Source organism: Enterobacter sp. 61D5, assembly GCF_034107965.1.
Classification (GTDB): domain Bacteria; phylum Pseudomonadota; class Gammaproteobacteria; order Enterobacterales; family Enterobacteriaceae; genus Enterobacter; species Enterobacter cloacae_M.
Genome location: NZ_JAWNFK010000004.1, coordinates 262,195 through 280,336 on the forward strand (window position 1 = coordinate 262,195; position 18,142 = coordinate 280,336).

The following is an 18,142-nucleotide window of genomic DNA, read 5'->3' on the forward strand; positions in this document are numbered from 1 at the left end:
ATATGTTTATCCTTGAAACGCTGAATTTCGTTGTTGATATTTTAAAAGTCCCTTCGGTGCTGGTCGGTTTAATTGCGCTTATTGGTCTGGTTGCGCAGAAAAAAGCCTTTTCGGATGTGGTGAAAGGGACCATTAAAACCATTCTCGGCTTTATTGTGCTGGGCGGCGGTGCCACGGTGCTGGTGGGGTCATTAAATCCGTTAGGCGGGATGTTTGAGCACGCCTTTACGATTCAGGGTATTATTCCAAACAATGAAGCGATTGTGTCAATTGCGCTGGAGAAATACGGCGCAGCGACCGCGCTGATTATGGCCTTCGGCATGGTGGCGAATATTATCGTCGCACGCTTTACCCGCCTGAAGTACATCTTCCTGACCGGGCACCACACGTTTTACATGGCGTGCATGATTGGCGTGATCCTGACGGTGGCGGGCTTTGAGGGCGTGGGTCTGGTCTTTACCGGCTCGCTGATCCTCGGCCTGATCATGGCCTTCTTCCCGGCGATTGCGCAGCGCTACATGAAGCGCATTACCGGCAACGATGAAATTGCCTTCGGCCACTTCGGCACGCTGGGCTACGTGCTATCCGGCTGGATTGGCAGCAAGGTCGGCAAAGGCTCCCGCTCAACCGAAGAGATGAACCTCCCGAAGAACCTGAGCTTCCTGCGCGACAGCTCGATCTCCATCTCCCTGACCATGATGATTATCTACCTCATCCTGGCGGTGAGCGCCGGGCGTGAGTACGTGGAGGCTACCTTCAGCGGCGGTCAGAATTACCTGGTCTACGCCATCATCATGGCGATCACCTTTGCGGCGGGCGTGTTCATCATCCTGCAGGGTGTGCGCCTGATTCTGGCGGAAATCGTTCCGGCCTTTACCGGCTTCTCGGAAAAACTGGTGCCGAACGCGCGTCCTGCGCTGGACTGCCCGGTGGTGTATCCCTATGCGCCGAACGCGGTGCTGATTGGCTTCCTGTTCAGCTTCCTCGGCGGGATTGTAGGGTTGTTCATCTGCGGTCAGTTTAGCTGGGTGCTGATCCTCCCGGGCGTCGTGCCGCACTTCTTCACCGGCGCAACGGCGGGCGTGTTTGGTAACGCCACCGGCGGACGCCGCGGGGCAATGATTGGCGCCTTTGCTAACGGCCTGCTGATCACCTTCCTGCCGGTCCTGCTGCTGCCGGTGCTGGGCGCCATTGGCTTTGCCAACACCACCTTCTCGGACGCCGACTTCGGCGCGGTCGGGATTGTGCTCGGCAACCTGGCGCGCTTCCTGTCGCCGCTTGCCATCACCGGACTGGTTGTGGCGTTGTTCGCGCTGCTGGTGGCGTACAACGTCTTCGCGAAAAACAAACCTGCGGGCGGTAACGCGCAGGAAAACACCGGAGCCAAATCATGAATGAGAAAGAGATAACCGAACTCGCGCGTCAGATCCGTCTTGAGACGCTGAAATCCCTGACGCAGCTGGGCTTTGGGCACTATGGCGGCAGTATGTCGGTGGTCGAAACCCTGGCCGTGCTGTACGGCGCGGTGATGAAAATCGACCCGGCGGATCCGGACTGGCCGGAACGAGACTATTTTGTTCTGTCGAAAGGCCATGCGGGACCGGCGCTCTACAGCACGCTGGCGATCAAGGGTTACTTCCCGGTGGAAGAACTGAGCACCCTGAACCAGAACGGCACGCGCCTGCCAAGCCACCCGGACCGCCTTAAAACGCGGGGCGTGGACGCCACCACCGGTTCGCTGGGGCAGGGGATCTCCATTGCCGGCGGTATGGCGCTTTCGCACAGGCTGGCGGGGCGACCGAACCGCGTCTTCTGCATCGTCGGTGACGGCGAGCTGAACGAGGGGCAGTGCTGGGAAGCCTTCCAGTTTATTGCCCACCATCGCCTGAACAACCTGACGGTGTTCGTGGACTGGAACAAACAGCAGCTCGACGGCGAGCTGGACGAGATCATCAGCGCGTTCGACCTGGAGGGGAAATTCCGCGCCTTTGGCTTTGACGTGGCGACGGTGAAGGGCGACGACATCCCGGGCCTGCTGGCGGTGACGTCGCGGGTCCCGGCTGCCGACGCGCGTCCGTTAGTCGTCATCCTCGACAGCATCAAAGGGCAGGGGGTGCCGTACCTGGAACAGATCAGCAACTCGCACCACCTGCGGTTGACCGCGGAGAGCAAAGCGGCCCTCAACGAGACGATTCGCCAACTGGAGGCTTCACATGATTAAGGTTGCACCGGCAGGAGAGAAAGACGCCGTTGAGATGCGTAAGGTCTACGCGGGCTTTGTGGCAAAGCAGATTGAGGCGGGAAGCGAGATTATCGCCCTGGAAGCGGATCTGATGAGCTCGATGGCGATGGACGGCGTGGCGCGCGATTATCCGCAGCACGTGATTAACTGCGGCATTATGGAGGCCAACGTCATCGGCACGGCGGCGGGGCTGTCGCTTACCGGGCGTAAACCGTTCGTTCATACCTTCACCGCGTTTGCCAGCCGTCGCTGCTTTGACCAGCTGTTTATGTCCCTGGACTATCAGCGCAACAACGTGAAGGTAATTGCCTCGGATGCGGGCGTGACGGCCTGCCATAACGGCGGAACGCATATGTCGTTTGAGGATATGGGCATCGTACGCGGTCTGGCGTATTCGGTGGTGCTGGAGGTGACCGACGCGGTGATGTTCGAGGACGTGCTGCGCCAGCTTATCGACCTCGAAGGTTTCTACTGGGTACGCACCATCCGCAAGCAGGCGCCGAGCGTGTATGAGCCTGGCTCAACCTTCACCATTGGTAAAGGCAACGTGCTGCGCGAAGGAACCGATATAACCCTGATTGCCAACGGCATCATGGTGGCGGAAGCGCTGGAAGCGGCGCGCCAGCTTGAGCAGGAGGGGGTAAGCGCGGCGGTCATCGACATGTTTACCCTGAAGCCTATCGACCGGATGCTGGTGAAAAACTACGCCGAGAAAACCGGTCGCATCGTCACCTGTGAAAACCACAGTATTCACAACGGCCTCGGGTCTGCGGTGGCGGAGGTGCTGGTGGAAACCAGCCCGGTACCGATGCGGCGGGTGGGCGTCAAGGAGCGTTACGGCCAGGTGGGGACGCAGGATTTCCTGCAGAAGGAGTATGGCCTGACGGCACATGACATTGTATCGGCGGCGCGAGAGCTGCTGTAAATAAAAAAGGCGACCCGTTAAGTGGTCGCCTTTTTGTTGCCCGGTAAGCGCTAGCGCCACCGGGCTTTTTAACATTACTGCTGCTGTGAAGACTGGATCGCGGTCAGAGCGATGGTATAGACGATATCGTCTACCAGCGCGCCACGAGACAGGTCGTTCACAGGTTTGCGCATACCCTGCAGCATTGGCCCGATGGAGATCAGGTCTGCTGAACGCTGCACCGCTTTATAGGTGGTGTTACCGGTGTTCAGATCCGGGAAGATGAACACGGTAGCGCGACCTGCAACCGGCGAGTTCGGCGCTTTGGATTTCGCAACGTCGGCCATCACGGCGGCGTCGTACTGCAGCGGACCGTCGATCATCAGGTCAGGACGTTTTTCCTGCGCCAGACGGGTCGCTTCACGTACTTTCTCAACGTCGCTACCAGCACCAGAGGTACCGGTGGAGTAGGAGAGCATCGCTACGCGCGGTTCGATACCGAAGGCAATCGCGGAATCTGCGGACTGGATAGCGATTTCTGCCAGCTGCTCTGCGGTTGGATCCGGGTTGATCGCGCAGTCGCCGTAAACGTAAACCTGTTCAGGCAGCAGCATGAAGAACACGGAAGAAACCAGAGAGCTGCCCGGTGCAGTTTTGATTAGCTGCAGCGGTGGGCGGATGGTGTTCGCCGTGGTGTGAACCGCACCGGAAACCAGACCGTCAACTTCGTCCTGCTCCAGCATCAGCGTACCCAGCACCACGTTATCTTCCAGCTGTTCGCGCGCAACGGCTTCGGTCATGCCTTTGCTCTTACGCAGCTCAACCAGACGAGCAACGTAGCTTTCGCGAACCACTTCAGGGTCAACGATTTCGATGCCTGCGCCCAGCTCAACGCCCTGAGAAGCCGCAACGCGGGTGATCTCATCCGGGTTACCCAGCAGAACGCAGGTCGCGATGCCGCGCTCTGCACAGATAGCAGCTGCTTTAACAGTACGTGGTTCGTCGCCTTCTGGCAGAACAACGCGTTTGCCCGCTTTACGCGCCAGCTCGGTCAGCTGGTAACGGAATGCTGGAGGAGACAGGCGGCGGCTGCGCTCGGAGGTCGCAGTCAGGGATTCGATCCAGTCTGCGTTGATGTAGCCCGCAACGTATTCCTGTACTTTCTCGATACGCTCGTGGTCATCAACCGGCACTTCAAGGTTGAAGCTCTGCAGGCTCAGGGAGGTCTGCCAGGTGTTAGTGTTCACCATGAAGACCGGCAGGCCGGTCGCAAACGCGCGTTCGCACAGCTTGCTGACGCGTGGGTCCATCTCGTAGGCACCGGTCAGCAGGATCGCACCGATTTCCACGCCGTTCATCGCGGCCAGGCAGGCGGCAACCAGCACGTCAGGACGATCTGCGGAGGTTACCAGCAGGGAACCTGCGCGGAAGTGTTCCAGCATGTGCGGAATGCTGCGTGCACAGAAGGTTACGGACTTCACGCGGCGGGTGTTGATGTCGCCTTCGTTAACGATGGTGGCGTTCAGGTGACGCGCCATATCGATTGCACGGGTTGCAATCAGATCGAAGCTCCATGGCACCGCGCCCAGAACCGGAAGCGGGCTGGATTCCTGCAGCTTAGCCGGGTCAACTTTGATGACTTTCGCTTTGGAAGAGTCGTCGAAGATCTCGGACAGGTCAGGGCGAGTACGGCCCTGCTCATCCACCGGTGCGTTCAGTTTGTTCACGATCACGCCGGTGATGTTGGTGTTTTTCGCGCCGCCGAAGCTGCTGCGCGTCAGTTCGATACGCTCGTTCAGCTGCTCTGGGGTGTCGGTGCCCTGAGACATCACGAAAACGATCTCTGCGTTCAGGGTTTTCGCGATTTCAAAGTTCAGAGACTGGGCAAACTGGTGTTTGCGCGTCGGGACCAGACCTTCAACCAGCACCACTTCCGCGTCTTGCGCGTTAGCATGGTAGTTGGCGATGATCTCTTCCATCAGCACGTCTTTCTGGTTGCTGGACAGCAGAGATTCAACGTGGCTCATCTTCAGCGGTTCAGCCGCTGGCAGATTGGAGTTCTTGCGAACGATGGTGGTGGTCTGGTCTGGCGCATCGCCACCGGCACGTGGCTGGGCGATTGGCTTAAAGACGCTCAGACGAACGCCTTTGCGTTCCATAGCACGGATAACGCCAAGGCTGACGCTGGTCAGGCCGACGCTGGTTCCGGTAGGGATCAGCATAATAGTACGGGACACGGTTTATCCTCTTTCGTTACCGCCGCAATTGGGCGGGTTACAAAACAGCACCGCCAGCATTGCTGGCGGTGTGGAATCAGGCAGTCAGGCGGTGCGCGTCTTGCGCAATGACCAGTTCTTCGTTAGTTGGGATAACGAGAGCAGGGCGGGTGCCTTCTTTGTTGATGAAGCCAGACTTGCCGAAGCGGGCAGCCAGGTTACGCTCGTGATCAACGTCGAAGCCCAGAACGCCCAGTTTGCCCAGGGACAGTTCACGAACCATTGCCGCGTTCTCACCGATACCACCGGTGAAGATAACCGCGTCCAGACGGCCTTCCATCAGCGCAGTGTAAGAGCCGATGTACTTCGCCAGACGGTGGCAGTAAACGTCCATTGCACGTTTAGCGTCTTCTTTCTCTGCGTAGTTGTCTTCAACGTAACGGCAGTCGCTGGTGACTTCGGTCAGACCCAGCAGGCCAGACTCTTTAGTCAGCATTTTGTTGATCTGGTCAACGCTCATGCCCAGGGTGTCGTGCAGGTGGAAGATGATCGCCGGGTCGATGTCACCGGAACGGGTACCCATCACCAGACCTTCCAGCGGGGTCAGCCCCATGGAAGTATCAACACATTTACCGTTGCGGATAGCGGAAACAGAACCACCGTTGCCCAGGTGGCAGGTGATGATGTTCAGTTCTTCAACCGGCTTGTTCAGGACTTTTGCGGCTTCCTGAGTCACATAGAAGTGGCTGGTGCCGTGCGCGCCGTAGCGACGTACGCCGTGTTCTTTGTACAGGCTGTATGGCAGGGCATAGAGGTAAGACTCTTCCGGCATGGTCTGATGGAACGCGGTGTCGAATACGGCCACGTTTTTGTCTTTCAGATTCGGGAAGGATTTCAGCGCTTCAGCGATACCGATCAGGTGAGCCGGGTTGTGCAGCGGTGCGAAGGACGCAGAGTCCTTGATACCCTGGATCACAGATTCGTCGATGACGACGGAGCTGGTGTATTTTTCGCCGCCGTGGACGATACGGTGACCAATCGCAGTCAGCTGAGCAGACAGTTCTGGTTTTTGTGCCAGAATAGTGTTAACGATAAAGTTCAGCGCTTCACTGTGAGCGGCGCCTGCACCTAAAGCCGCTTCTTGTTTGCTGCCGTCCATCTTCCACTTGATACGTGCTTCAGGCAGATGGAAACATTCGGCCAAACCAGAGAGGTATTCATCACCGTTGAGCGCATCGATGATGGCGAATTTCAGTGAGGAGCTACCGCAGTTCAGAACCAGTACTAACTTACTCGACATGGAAGTACCTATTATTGATACGTGGCTAAAAAAACGTCAGTGAGTCTATCAGCGTAACGCATGATGACTCAGACATTTATGATTAACATCATGCCAAACGAACATTGTGGCATGATGGAAGAAATAACTATGATTTTATGCCATTTTGCACAATTTTCAGCCAATGGCATAATATGCAATAATTTGACGAGTTAATGATTCTCGTCTATGGCCCTATCAGGCTGGCACAGGATACCCGATACGGGGTAGTGATGACAAAATATTTTGAACGTTGTCATAGCTTGTTGTGGTTTTGCACGAAAATTTTAATTTTTATATGTGAAGTTGAGGTACAGCCATGTCGACACCAGAGAACCCGTCCGTAAATTTCTTTAGTCTGTTTCGTCGGGGACAGCATTATGCAAAGACGTGGCCGATGGAAAAGCGCCTTGCGCCGATGTTCATTGAGAATCGCACTATCCGCGCCACGCGCTATGCGATTCGCTTTATGCCGCCAGTCGCTGTCTTTACGCTGTGCTGGCAGATTGCGTTGGGCGGCCAGCTTGGCCCAGCCGTCGCGACGGCGCTCTTCGCATTAAGCCTGCCGATGCAGGGCCTGTGGTGGTTAGGTAAACGCTCCATCACGCCACTTCCCCCATCTATTTTACACTGGTTTTATGAAGTGCGCGGAAAACTGGAGGAGGCCGGGCAGGCGCTCGCCCCGGTTGAAGGCAAGCCGGACTACCAGGCGCTGGCGGACACGTTAAAGCGTGCTTTTAAGCAACTGGATAAAACATTCCTCGATGATTTGTGATTGATCATCGAAACGACGACGAAAAGAAGGCACAGTAACAATCAGTTACCGTGTCTTTTTTTTAAGTGCAATGCGCTACAGGAGTCGAAAGATGGAAATGACCCATGCTCAACGTCTGATTTTGTCTAACCAGTACAAGATGATGACTATGCTTGATCCCGATAACGCTGCGCGCTACAGCCGCCTGCAAACCATCGTCGAACGCGGTTTTGGTTTGCAAATGCGCGAACTGGACCGCGAGTTTGGCGAGCTGAAAGAAGAAACCTGTCGCATCGTGATCGACATTATGGAGATGTATCACGCTCTGCACGTGTCCTGGACGAATCTCAAAGATCAGCAGTCCATTGACGAGCGCCGCGTGACTTTCTTAGGCTTTGATGCCGCAACGGAAGCGCGTTATCTGAGCTATGTTCGCTTTATGGTGAATACAGAAGGGCGCTATACCCACTTTGACGCGGGCACCCACGGCTTCAACGCGCAGACCCCAATGTGGGAAAAATATCAGCGTATGCTGAGCGCGTGGCACGCCTGCCCGCGTCAGTACCATTTAAGCAGCAACGAAATTCAACAAATCATTAATGCCTGACGGAGGTGCGTGTGCAGTGTAGAGGTTTTCTGTTTGATCTGGACGGTACGCTGGTGGATTCGCTGCCGGTTGTGGAGCGTTCATGGTGCCATTGGGCTGACCGACATGGCATCGACCATCTGGACGTGCTGAATTTTATCCATGGCAAACAGGCCATCACCTCGCTACGGCACTTCCTGGCCGGACGCTCTGAGGACGAAATTCAGGCGGAGTTCAAATACCTGGAACACATTGAAGCCACGGATACGGACGGCATCACAGCCTTACCGGGCGCGCGCGAATTGCTTGAGCATCTTAACGAAGCGCAGATCCCGTGGGCTATCGTCACCTCAGGCTCCATTCCCGTCGCCCACGCCCGACATAAGGCGGCAGGTTTACCGAAGCCGGAAGTGTTTATCACTGCGGAGCGCGTAAAGCGCGGTAAACCGGAGCCCGACGCGTTTTTACTGGGCGCTGAACTGCTGGGCCTCGCGCCCGCAGAGTGCGTGGTGGTGGAAGATGCGGCCGCTGGCGTACTGGCCGGGCTGAACGCCGGAAGCCACGTTATCGCCGTTAACGTTCCTGCGGGATCTCCCCGCCTGGAGGAGGCAGACTTTGTGCTGGATTCACTGACGGCGCTGGCTGTTTCGAAAGCCTCTGACGGGGTTGTAACCGTCTCGCTAAAAATGTAATCACATGATATAGCCCCACATTGCTGGGGCTTTTTTATGGCAAAATTCCTCATCTCCCACTGACAAGGACATGTTGTGAACGGTGAACTGATTTGGGTCCTGAGCCTGCTTTTAATCGCCATCCTTCTTTTTGCAACGGGCAAGGTACGCATGGACGCCGTCGCCTTGTTTGTCATCGTCGCGTTTGTGCTGAGCGGTACGCTCACGCTGCCGGAAGCCTTCTCCGGGTTTAGCGATCCCAACGTTATCCTGATTGCCGCCCTGTTTATTATCGGTGATGGGCTGGTGCGTACCGGCGTGGCAACCATCATGGGGTCGTGGCTGGTCAAGGTGGCGGGCAGCAGCGAAACCAAAATGCTGATCTACCTTATGGTGACCGTCGCCGGGCTGGGGGCGTTTATGAGCTCAACGGGCGTGGTCGCCATCTTTATCCCGGTGGTGCTGAGCGTCTCCATGCGGATGCAGATCTCGCCGTCGCGTCTGATGATGCCCCTGAGTTTTGCCGGTTTGATCAGCGGCATGATGACGCTGGTGGCAACGCCGCCGAACCTGGTCGTCAACAGCGAGCTGATCCGGGAAGGATTCCAGGGCTTCAGTTTTTTCAGCGTCACCCCGCTCGGGCTGGTCATTCTGGTGTTGGGCGTGGTCTATATGCTGCTGACCCGGTTTGCCCTGAAAGCTGAAAAACAGGACAAAAATAAAGAAGGGTGGAAGCGACGCACCTTCCGCGATCTGATTAAAGAGTACCGTCTCACCGGGCGCGCGCGCCGTCTGGCTATTCGTCCCGGTTCGCCAATGGTGGGACAGCGCCTGGACGACCTGAAGCTGCGTGAGCGCTATGGCGCAAACGTGATCGGCGTAGAGCGCTGGCGTCGTTTTCGTCGGGTGATTGTCAACGTTAACGGGATGTCGGAATTCCGCGCGCGGGACGTCCTGCTGATTGATATGTCCACCGCTGACGTGGATCTGCGCGAGTTTTGCAGCGAACAGCTGCTGGAACCGATGGTGCTGCGCGGGGAGTATTTCTCCGATCAGGCGCTGGATGTCGGCATGGCCGAAGTATCGCTGATCCCGGAATCGGAACTGCTGGGCAAAACCGTGCGGGAAATGGGATTCCGAACCCGCTATGGCCTGAATGTCGTGGGGCTGAAGCGCGATGGCGTGGCGATGGAAGGGGCGGTGGTGGATGAGCCGATCCTGCTGGGCGATATCTTCCTGGTTGTCGGTAACTGGAAGCTGATAAGCCAGCTCGGGCAGAAAGGTCGCGATTTTGTGGTACTCAACATGCCTGTCGAGGAGAGCGACGCCTCCCCGGCGCACAGCCAGGCGCCCCACGCGATTTTTTGTCTGGTGCTGATGGTGGCGCTGATGCTGACCGATGAAATCCCCAATCCGGTCGCGGCTATTATCGCCTGCCTGTTGATGGGCAAATTCCGCTGCATTGACGCCGAAAGCGCGTATAAAGCCATTCACTGGCCGAGCATTATCCTCATTGTCGGGATGATGCCTTTTGCCCTGGCGCTGCAAAAAACCGGCGGGGTGGATCTGATCGTTAGAGGCTTAATGGATGTTGGGGGCGGGTATGGGCCGTACATGATGCTGGTCTGTCTGTTTATCATGTGCGCCACCATCGGTCTGTTTATCTCCAACACCGCGACGGCGGTACTGATGGCGCCGATTGCGCTGGCGATGGCCAAATCCATGGGCGTGTCGCCGTATCCCTTTGCGATGATGGTCGCAATGGCGGCCTCCGCGGCATTTATGACGCCAGTCTCTTCACCGGTGAATACGCTGGTGTTGGGGCCCGGGAATTATAAATTCAGTGATTTCGTGAAGCTGGGCGTGCCGTTCACCGTGCTGGTGATGGTGGTGTGCGTGGTATTGATACCGGTCCTTTTCCCGTTCTGATAATTTTGTCGGGTGGCGGCAGCGCCTTACCCGGCTAACAACCTGTAGGCCCTGCAAGCGCAGCGCTGCGGGGCAAACAGATTACAACGGTGAATCCTGGCTGATCTCATCCAGCGACAGATGGAAGCTCGGCACAAACACCTGCATAAAATAGTCCATCTCTTCGCTGCGGCGGGATTCCAGCGTTTTTTCCAGACGCGTTTTCGCCAGTAAAAATTCGTTATTCCCTGCAGACAGCTCTTCCAGGCACTTCAGGTAGGCGCAGAGCGCGTCGGCCTGTTTGACCAGCGACTTTTCATCTTCCGTGTACCGGTGCTCATCGATGAGCGGCTCAAAGATGTCGCGCAACTCGTCCGGCACCATGTCAATCAGCTTCTGCTGGGCAATCTTTTCGATGGCCTTGTATTCCTGCGCAATTTGCGAGTTGAAATATTTCACCGGCGTGGGCAGGTCGCCGGTCAGCACTTCTGACGCATCGTGGTACATCGCCAGCAGGGCAATGCGCTCTGGATTGACCTGGCCGTTAAATTTGCGGTTTTTAATGGCGGCCAGCGCATGAGCAACCATGGCAACCTGTAGGCTGTGCTCTGACACGTTCTCTGTGCGCACGTTGCGCATCAGCGGCCAGCGGTTGATGAGTTTCAGGCGGGAGAGGTGGGCGAAGAAATGACTCTGACTCATAGGTTACCTTTTGTCTTCACTGCGACAGGCGTTCATTGTGCGGGGAGGGGAGGGAAGATGCAAATCAGGCTACCGAAGTAGCCTGATTTTAAGATTACTGATGATATCCGGAGAGGAAGCGCCCGAAGCGGCTGATGGCCATTTCGAGGTCATCTTCGCGCGGCAGCGTCACGATGCGCACGTGATCCGGCCACGGCCAGTTAAACGCCGTACCCTGAACCAGCAGCACTTTTTCCTGCAGCAGGAAATCGAGCACCATTTTCTGGTCGTCGTGAATATTAAAGCGCTTCGCGTCAATTTTCGGGAACATATAGAGCGCGCCATTCGGCTTCACGCAGGAGACGCCCGGGATATCGTTGATCAGCTCCCACGCGCGGTTGCGCTGTTCGTACAGGCGACCACCGGGAACGATGAACTCGCTAATGCTCTGATAGCCACCCAGCGCCGTCTGGATCGCGTGCTGCGCCGGAACGTTGGCGCATAAACGCATGGAGGCCAGCATCTCCAGCCCTTCAATATATCCTTTGGCGTGCTTTTTCGGACCGTTCAGTACCATCCAGCCCTGGCGGAAACCGGCCACGCGGTAGGTTTTAGACAGGCCGTTAAAGGTGACGGTCAGCAGATCCGGGGCCAGCGCAGCGATTGAGTGGTGCTGCGCCGCGTCGTACAGGATCTTGTCGTAAATTTCGTCGGCAAAGATGATCAGGTTGTGCTGGCGGGCGAGCTCGACGATCTCCATCAGCAGCTCTTTTGAGTACACTGCGCCCGTCGGGTTGTTCGGGTTAATGATCACGATGCCGCGCGTGCGGGGCGTGATTTTTGCGCGAATATCATCGAGGTCCGGGAACCAGTCGGAGGACTCGTCGCACAGATAGTGCACGGCTTTACCGCTCGACAGTGATACGGCAGCCGTCCACAGCGGATAGTCCGGCGCGGGAACCAGCATTTCGTCCCCGCTGTTCAGCAGCGCCTGCATCGCCTGCACGATCAGTTCGGAAACGCCGTTGCCGATATAGATATCTTCAACGGTAACATCACGCATACCGCGTGCCTGGTAGTGCTGCATGATGGCTTTACGTGCGGAGTAAAGTCCTTTTGAATCGCAATAGCCTTGTGCAGTAGGAAGGTTGCGGATCACATCAACCAGAATTTCATCCGGCGCTTCAAAACCAAATGGCGCAGGGTTACCAATGTTGAGTTTCAGAACCTTATTGCCTTCCTCTTCAAGGCGTTTTGCCTCTTTCAGAACCGGGCCGCGGATGTCATAACAGACGTTATCTAGCTTGCTGGATTTTTCGATAGGGGACATGAACCTTTAACCTTTTCGCTATTATTGCCGCTCCCTGCCGTGGAAGTCAGCACGGAATAATGTACTCCCCCCTCGCTTCGTTTTGAAGGGTGTGCAGTAGAAGATTTTGTGCCGGGAGCAAAATTTTGATAAATCTTTCCCGCTGTGCGTTAGCTTTTTTACTGTCTTAAAGTTGTGCGCATGGAGCGATGATAGGTTAAATGTGCTATTCATTTGTCAAAATTCTGTATATTGTGCTGGTGAAAATAAGTGGTGAACCTGACAGCAGAAGCAATCATCCTGAGTGACTTTTCGTAAAACCTGAATGCTTGAGACATGTTCCTGTAAAAGCGTAATGTGGCTAAAAGTTACTCATGTGAAATTAATGTTAAGTGCCATTAATGAATGGTCTTAATCTAAATTAAAATTTATTTATTATTAACCTATAAAATGCAACTTTAGTTAATTTTAATAAAATTAGTTTAGAAGCTTAACATTCTTCTTTAATCCTCAATATTGCAATAAGACTTATAAATAAAGTGGATTTGGGTTAAGATGTCTTTCAGGAAAGCAGAGAACAGATGCAAGAATTTTGTATATCTGGCACTGACTTTTCGAATTAATTGATTGTTATTGTTGGAGTTATCTCTGGCTGGAATGTGTCGCACATCTCCTGCTACGTTGACAGCGCTGCGATAAAGATGGCAGAAAAGGTGTTATACCTTTAATGTAATTTACATAAACCTGCGAACATCTAAATATCCTGAACGTTTAAGAGAATAAAAATAACGTCATGAAACGTGCTTTCTGACTGTTGATATAAAGCAGCACAATAACTATCTGTCAGGCAGTCTGCCGGGCCGGGATGCGAGGGAAAACCTTCAGAGGGAATTGCTTAACTGTTACACACAGCTTCAACCCGGGCAGCTCCGCACGAGCAACCTGAAAGTGAATAGATATGATAAATGCAAATCGTCCGATAATGAATCTCGACCTCGATCTGCTGAGAACGTTTGTTGCGGTCGCCGATCTCAACACTTTTGCAGCTGCTGCTGCCGCCGTTTGCCGAACTCAGTCCGCCGTTAGCCAGCAAATGCAGCGGCTGGAGCAGCTGGTCGGTAAAGAGCTTTTTGCACGTCACGGGCGTAATAAGCTCTTAACGGAACACGGTATTCAGCTACTGGGTTATGCCAGGAAAATTCTTCGCTTTAATGATGAAGCATGTATGTCATTAATGTTTAGCAACCTTCAAGGAGTGCTAACGTTAGGCGCATCTGATGAGTCAGCGGATACTATATTGCCGTTTCTTCTCAATCGTATTAGTTCGGTTTATCCGAAGCTTGCGCTTGACGTTAGCGTAAAGCGTAATGCCTTTATGGTTGAGATGTTAAATGAGCATAAAGTCGACCTGGTGGTGACGACGCATCGTCCCGGGCAGTTTGATTGCCTGACGCTGCGCACATCGCCTACGCACTGGTATTGCGCAGCCGAATACGTGCTGCAAAAAGGGGAGCCGGTTCCGCTGGTATTACTGGATGACCCGAGCCCGTTCCGCGATATGGTGCTCACGGCGCTGAATGAGGCCAACATTCCGTGGCGTCTGGCGTATGTGGCTTCCACGCTGCCAGCGGTTCGTGCCGCCGTGAAGGCCGGTCTGGGCGTAACGGCCCGTCCGGTAGAGATGATGAGCCCCGATCTGCGCGTTCTGGGGAAATCCGATGGTCTTCCTGCGCTGCCGGATACGGAGTATCTGCTCTGCCACAATTCGTCCAGCCATAACGAGTTGGCAAAAGTGGTGTTCGAGGCGATGGAAAACTACCATAACCCCTGGCAGTTCGAGCGCATTACCTCCGAAGGGGGGGATGATTCCCTGATCGTCGAAGGGGATTTTGAGTGATCGATAGCTCAATATTCTGGTAACAAAATGTAAGTGTAAAAAACAGCCACTCGTGTGATTTTCACATGCAGTGGCTTTTTTTACGCAATAATACCCGCTTATGGCGCAAGGGTTTTCAGGATACTCTCTTATTTATCAATAAGCTGAATACTTTTGCTTAAAACTTGTCCGTTTTCCGTTCTAACTTCGCCCATATCCCTCTCATGTTAAAAAAACAGGAAATATGTTGCCGTTTTCCATGTTGAATTAACAAAAGCGTGTCGCAGATCAAGAAAATACTCCTATTTGGGGGGAGGAATCGTTGGCAAATCCTGTCAAAATAGGAGGGTTATTTTTTTTACTTCCGAAACGGACACGATTCAACAACATACATTTGACGGAAAGTCATGCACCCACCAGGGTTAAAGGGCATCAAATGTTAATGAGAATCGCTCGATGTAATTTAATGTGAAGAAACCTTTGTTAAAGTTGACAATAGGTTATAGAAAGGAGTAAAAAACCCCATCATTTTGCTGTCTACGTCTCATTTCTGACAGTTAGTGTAAGGTTATTTGTTCCTCCCCATGAATCGATGTGATGCCCATCTGCCAGCAAGAGCAGTGTCGTTGGTATCACTTTTGATGAGTAAGCAATGAGTATGTCAACATCCACAGAAGTCATCGCTCATCACTGGGCATTCGCAATCTTTCTTATTGTAGCCATTGGCCTGTGCTGCCTGATGTTAGTCGGCGGCTGGTTCCTGGGCGGTCGCGCCCGTGCAAGGCACAAAAACACACCTTTCGAATCAGGTATTGATTCAGTAGGTTCCGCTCGCTTACGCCTGTCTGCCAAGTTCTATCTGGTAGCCATGTTCTTCGTCATCTTCGACGTGGAAGCGCTTTACCTTTTCGCATGGTCAACGTCCATCCGCGAAAGTGGTTGGGTGGGCTTTGTCGAGGCCGCAATTTTCATTTTAGTGCTACTGGCCGGTCTGGTTTATCTGGTGCGTATTGGCGCGCTTGACTGGACGCCTGCGCGTTCACGTCGTGAACACATCAACCCGGAAAACAGTATCTCTAATCGTCAGCAGTAACAGCGAGGCAATAAGATGGATTATACGCTCACCCGCATAGATCCTAACGGTGAGAATGACCGTTACCCCCTGCAAAAACAGGAGATCGTAACCGACCCCCTGGAGCAAGAAGTCAATAAAAGCGTGTACATGGGCAAGCTCGAACATGCCATGCACGATATGGTCAACTGGGGTCGTAAGAACTCCATCTGGCCTTACAACTTTGGCCTTTCTTGCTGCTACGTTGAAATGGTGACGTCATTCACTGCGGTGCATGACGTTGCGCGTTTTGGGGCTGAGGTACTCCGTGCTTCCCCGCGTCAGGCTGACCTGATGGTGGTTGCCGGTACGTGCTTTACCAAGATGGCACCTGTTATTCAGCGTCTTTATGACCAGATGCTGGAGCCAAAATGGGTTATCTCCATGGGCGCATGTGCAAACTCTGGCGGTATGTACGACATTTATTCCGTCGTGCAGGGCGTAGATAAATTTATCCCAGTGGATGTGTACATCCCGGGTTGTCCGCCACGTCCGGAAGCCTACATGCAGGCGCTGATGCTGCTGCAGGAATCTATCGGTAAAGAACGTCGCCCACTGTCGTGGGTTGTTGGCGATCAGGGTGTGTATCGCGCGAACATGCAGTCTGAGCGCGAGCGTAAACGTGGTGAACGTATTGCCGTCACCAACCTGCGTACGCCTGACGAAATTTAATTTGCGCCTGTAGGCCTGGAGAACACCTTCGCATATCACTACTCAAATAGCGCGAAGCCAGGCTCAACAGTCACCACGGACCATTTGCAATGGTGAACAATATGACCGACTTAACCGCGCAAGAAGCCGCCTGGCAGACCCGGGATCATCTGGATGACCCAGTCATTGGCGAACTGCGCAACCGTTTTGGGCCGGATGCCTTTACTGTTCAGGCTACCCGCACCGGGGTACCCGTTGTTTGGGTGAAGCGTGAGCAATTGCTGGAAGTTGTCGATTTCCTCAAGAAATTGCCAAAACCGTACGTCATGCTGTTTGACTTACACGGCATGGATGAACGTCTGCGTACCCACCGCCAGGGTCTCCCTGCTGCGGATTTTTCCGTTTTCTACCACCTGATCTCAATAGACCGTAATACGGATATCATGCTCAAGGTGGCATTGTCTGAAAACGACATGCATCTGCCGACGATCACCAAACTTTTCCCGAACGCGAACTGGTATGAGCGTGAAACCTGGGAAATGTTCGGCATGACCTTCGACGGCCACCCGCATCTGACGCGCATCATGATGCCGCCGACCTGGACCGGCCACCCGCTGCGTAAAGACTACCCTGCACGTGCAACCGAATTCGATCCGTTTGAGCTGACCAAAGCCAAACAGGATCTGGAAATGGAAGCGCTGACCTTCAAACCGGAAGACTGGGGCATGAAGCGCGGTACCGACAACGAGGACTTCATGTTCCTCAACCTCGGTCCAAACCACCCGTCTGCGCACGGTGCATTCCGTATTATTCTTCAGCTTGATGGCGAAGAGATTGTCGACTGCGTTCCGGACATCGGCTACCACCACCGTGGTGCTGAGAAAATGGGCGAGCGTCAGTCCTGGCACAGCTACATTCCGTATACCGACCGTATCGAGTACCTCGGCGGCTGCGTCAACGAAATGCCATACGTGCTGGCCGTTGAGAAACTGGCGGGTATCGTTACGCCGGATCGCGTTAACGTGATTCGCGTTATGCTGTCAGAACTGTTCCGTATCAACAGCCACCTGCTGTACATCTCCACGTTCATTCAGGACGTCGGCGCGATGACCCCGGTCTTCTTCGCCTTTACCGACCGTCAGAAAATCTACGATCTGGTGGAAGCGATTACCGGTTTCCGTATGCACCCGGCCTGGTTCCGTATCGGCGGTGTGGCACACGATCTGCCGCGCGGCTGGGACCGTCTGCTGCGTGAATTCCTCGACTGGATGCCAAAACGTCTGGCGTCATACGAGAAAGCCGCGCTGCGTAACACCATCCTGAAAGGCCGTTCCCAGGGCGTTGCTGCCTACGGCGCGAAAGAAGCGCTGGAGTGGGGTACGACAGGTGCAGGTCTGCGTGCGACCGGTATTGATTTCGACGTGCGTAAAGCGCGTCCTTACTCTGGCTACGAGAACTTCGACTTTGAAGTCCCGGTGGGCGGCGGTGTTTCCGACTGCTACACCCGCGTGATGCTGAAAGTGGAAGAACTGCGCCAGAGTCTGCGCATCCTTGAGCAGTGCCTCAACAACATGCCGGAAGGCCCGTTCAAGGCGGATCACCCGCTGACGACGCCGCCACCGAAAGAGCGCACGCTGCAACATATCGAAACCCTGATCACCCACTTCCTGCAGGTTTCATGGGGTCCGGTCATGCCGGCGCAAGAATCCTTCCAGATGATTGAAGCGACCAAGGGTATTAACAGTTACTACCTGACCAGTGACGGCAGCACCATGAGCTACCGTACCCGCGTGCGTACGCCGAGCTTTGCGCACCTGCAGCAGATCCCGTCCGCCATCCGCGGCAGTCTGGTCTCCGACCTGATTGTGTATCTGGGTAGTATCGATTTTGTTATGTCAGATGTGGACCGCTAATT

General features: G+C 54.5%; 15 protein-coding genes. 11 read left to right on the forward strand and 4 right to left on the reverse strand.

The annotated features are described in order from the left end of the window. Positions 1-2: 2 nt before the first annotated feature. The 3 genes from UTM25_RS04175 to UTM25_RS04185 are packed head-to-tail and all read left to right on the forward strand — an operon-like array spanning position 3 to position 3,167. Positions 3-1,394 carry a PTS ascorbate transporter subunit IIC gene (locus UTM25_RS04175; RefSeq protein ID WP_023336412.1) on the forward strand — a complete coding sequence of 464 codons (1,392 nt, stop codon included), beginning with the start codon at positions 3-5 and terminating at the stop codon, positions 1,392-1,394. Next, complete coding sequence (locus tag UTM25_RS04180) at positions 1,391-2,221, forward strand: transketolase (protein WP_194400370.1); 831 nt, start codon at positions 1,391-1,393, stop codon at positions 2,219-2,221. The genes UTM25_RS04175 and UTM25_RS04180 overlap by 4 nt, the downstream gene beginning before the upstream one ends. Next, a complete protein-coding gene (locus UTM25_RS04185; protein ID WP_194400372.1) occupies positions 2,214-3,167 on the forward strand; it encodes a transketolase family protein in 954 nt (317 codons plus the stop codon). Before UTM25_RS04180 ends, UTM25_RS04185 begins: the two co-directional genes overlap by 8 nt. 74 nt (positions 3,168-3,241) lie before the next feature. Here the strand turns inward: UTM25_RS04185 and pta are convergent, their stop codons facing one another. Both pta and ackA read right to left on the reverse strand, forming a co-directional pair. Continuing rightward, on the reverse strand, positions 3,242-5,383 hold the full coding sequence (gene pta, locus UTM25_RS04190) for a phosphate acetyltransferase (protein ID WP_023312545.1): 2,142 nt from the start codon (positions 5,381-5,383) through the stop codon (positions 3,242-3,244). Between the two features lie 76 nt (positions 5,384-5,459). Next, the gene (gene ackA / locus UTM25_RS04195) at positions 5,460-6,662 is read right to left on the reverse strand and encodes an acetate kinase (RefSeq protein ID WP_023312544.1); all 1,203 of its coding nucleotides are present in this window, start codon (positions 6,660-6,662) and stop codon (positions 5,460-5,462) included. A 337-nt stretch (positions 6,663-6,999) separates the two neighbouring features. Here ackA and yfbV point away from each other — a divergent pair, with 337 nt between their 5' ends. The 4 genes from yfbV to UTM25_RS04215 all read left to right on the forward strand — a co-directional run bounded on the left by yfbV (position 7,000) and on the right by UTM25_RS04215 (position 10,620). Beyond that, entirely contained in the window at positions 7,000-7,455 is a 456-nt protein-coding gene (gene yfbV, locus UTM25_RS04200; RefSeq protein ID WP_023312543.1) for a terminus macrodomain insulation protein YfbV, read from the forward strand. 91 nt (positions 7,456-7,546) lie between these two features. Continuing rightward, complete coding sequence (locus UTM25_RS04205; RefSeq protein WP_023312542.1) at positions 7,547-8,041, forward strand: YfbU family protein; 495 nt, start codon at positions 7,547-7,549, stop codon at positions 8,039-8,041. Positions 8,042-8,052: 11 nt separating this feature from the next. Next, the gene (locus UTM25_RS04210; protein WP_194400376.1) at positions 8,053-8,712 is read left to right on the forward strand and encodes a sugar phosphatase; all 660 of its coding nucleotides are present in this window, start codon (positions 8,053-8,055) and stop codon (positions 8,710-8,712) included. A gap of 75 nt (positions 8,713-8,787) precedes the next feature. Further along, on the forward strand, positions 8,788-10,620 hold the full coding sequence (locus UTM25_RS04215; RefSeq protein ID WP_194400378.1) for an SLC13 family permease: 1,833 nt from the start codon (positions 8,788-8,790) through the stop codon (positions 10,618-10,620). Between the two features lie 81 nt (positions 10,621-10,701). Here UTM25_RS04215 and yfbR read toward each other — a convergent pair whose 3' ends face one another. Together yfbR and alaA are read right to left on the reverse strand one after the other, a co-directional pair. Next, a complete protein-coding gene (gene yfbR / locus UTM25_RS04220) occupies positions 10,702-11,301 on the reverse strand; it encodes a 5'-deoxynucleotidase (protein WP_194400380.1) in 600 nt (199 codons plus the stop codon). Positions 11,302-11,395: 94 nt separating this feature from the next. Then, positions 11,396-12,610 carry an alanine transaminase AlaA gene (gene alaA, locus UTM25_RS04225; RefSeq protein ID WP_008500204.1) on the reverse strand — a complete coding sequence of 405 codons (1,215 nt, stop codon included), beginning with the start codon at positions 12,608-12,610 and terminating at the stop codon, positions 11,396-11,398. 937 nt (positions 12,611-13,547) lie between these two features. Here alaA and lrhA point away from each other — a divergent pair. The 4 genes from lrhA (at position 13,548) to nuoC (ending at position 18,140) form a co-directional block, all read left to right on the forward strand. Further along, complete coding sequence (gene lrhA / locus UTM25_RS04230) at positions 13,548-14,486, forward strand: transcriptional regulator LrhA (RefSeq protein ID WP_047174162.1); 939 nt, start codon at positions 13,548-13,550, stop codon at positions 14,484-14,486. A gap of 631 nt (positions 14,487-15,117) precedes the next feature. After that, positions 15,118-15,558 (forward strand): NADH-quinone oxidoreductase subunit NuoA, encoded by a 441-nt coding sequence (gene nuoA, locus UTM25_RS04235; RefSeq protein WP_014171000.1) that lies wholly within the window; start codon positions 15,118-15,120, stop codon positions 15,556-15,558. Between the two features lie 15 nt (positions 15,559-15,573). Further along, positions 15,574-16,248 carry an NADH-quinone oxidoreductase subunit NuoB gene (gene nuoB / locus UTM25_RS04240; protein WP_003861482.1) on the forward strand — a complete coding sequence of 225 codons (675 nt, stop codon included), beginning with the start codon at positions 15,574-15,576 and terminating at the stop codon, positions 16,246-16,248. Between the two features lie 89 nt (positions 16,249-16,337). Further along, positions 16,338-18,140: an NADH-quinone oxidoreductase subunit C/D gene (gene nuoC / locus UTM25_RS04245; protein ID WP_194400382.1), complete on the forward strand. Its 1,803-nt coding sequence runs from the start codon at positions 16,338-16,340 to the stop codon at positions 18,138-18,140. Positions 18,141-18,142 lie beyond the last annotated feature (2 nt).

What these genes read in the sequence shown, in the direction of transcription:
- UTM25_RS04175 (WP_023336412.1), top strand. Translation starts at nt 3, where the DNA reads ATGTTTATCCTTGAAACGCTGAATTTCGTTGTTGATATTTTAAAAGTC.
- UTM25_RS04180 (WP_194400370.1), top strand. Translation starts at nt 1,391, where the DNA reads ATGAATGAGAAAGAGATAACCGAACTCGCGCGTCAGATCCGTCTTGAG.
- UTM25_RS04185 (WP_194400372.1), top strand. Translation starts at nt 2,214, where the DNA reads ATGATTAAGGTTGCACCGGCAGGAGAGAAAGACGCCGTTGAGATGCGT.
- ackA (WP_023312544.1), bottom strand. Translation starts at nt 6,662, where the DNA reads ATGTCGAGTAAGTTAGTACTGGTTCTGAACTGCGGTAGCTCCTCACTG.
- yfbV (WP_023312543.1), top strand. Translation starts at nt 7,000, where the DNA reads ATGTCGACACCAGAGAACCCGTCCGTAAATTTCTTTAGTCTGTTTCGT.
- UTM25_RS04205 (WP_023312542.1), top strand. Translation starts at nt 7,547, where the DNA reads ATGGAAATGACCCATGCTCAACGTCTGATTTTGTCTAACCAGTACAAG.
- yfbR (WP_194400380.1), bottom strand. Translation starts at nt 11,301, where the DNA reads ATGAGTCAGAGTCATTTCTTCGCCCACCTCTCCCGCCTGAAACTCATC.
- alaA (WP_008500204.1), bottom strand. Translation starts at nt 12,610, where the DNA reads ATGTCCCCTATCGAAAAATCCAGCAAGCTAGATAACGTCTGTTATGAC.
- lrhA (WP_047174162.1), top strand. Translation starts at nt 13,548, where the DNA reads ATGATAAATGCAAATCGTCCGATAATGAATCTCGACCTCGATCTGCTG.
- nuoA (WP_014171000.1), top strand. Translation starts at nt 15,118, where the DNA reads ATGAGTATGTCAACATCCACAGAAGTCATCGCTCATCACTGGGCATTC.
- nuoB (WP_003861482.1), top strand. Translation starts at nt 15,574, where the DNA reads ATGGATTATACGCTCACCCGCATAGATCCTAACGGTGAGAATGACCGT.
- nuoC (WP_194400382.1), top strand. Translation starts at nt 16,338, where the DNA reads ATGGTGAACAATATGACCGACTTAACCGCGCAAGAAGCCGCCTGGCAG.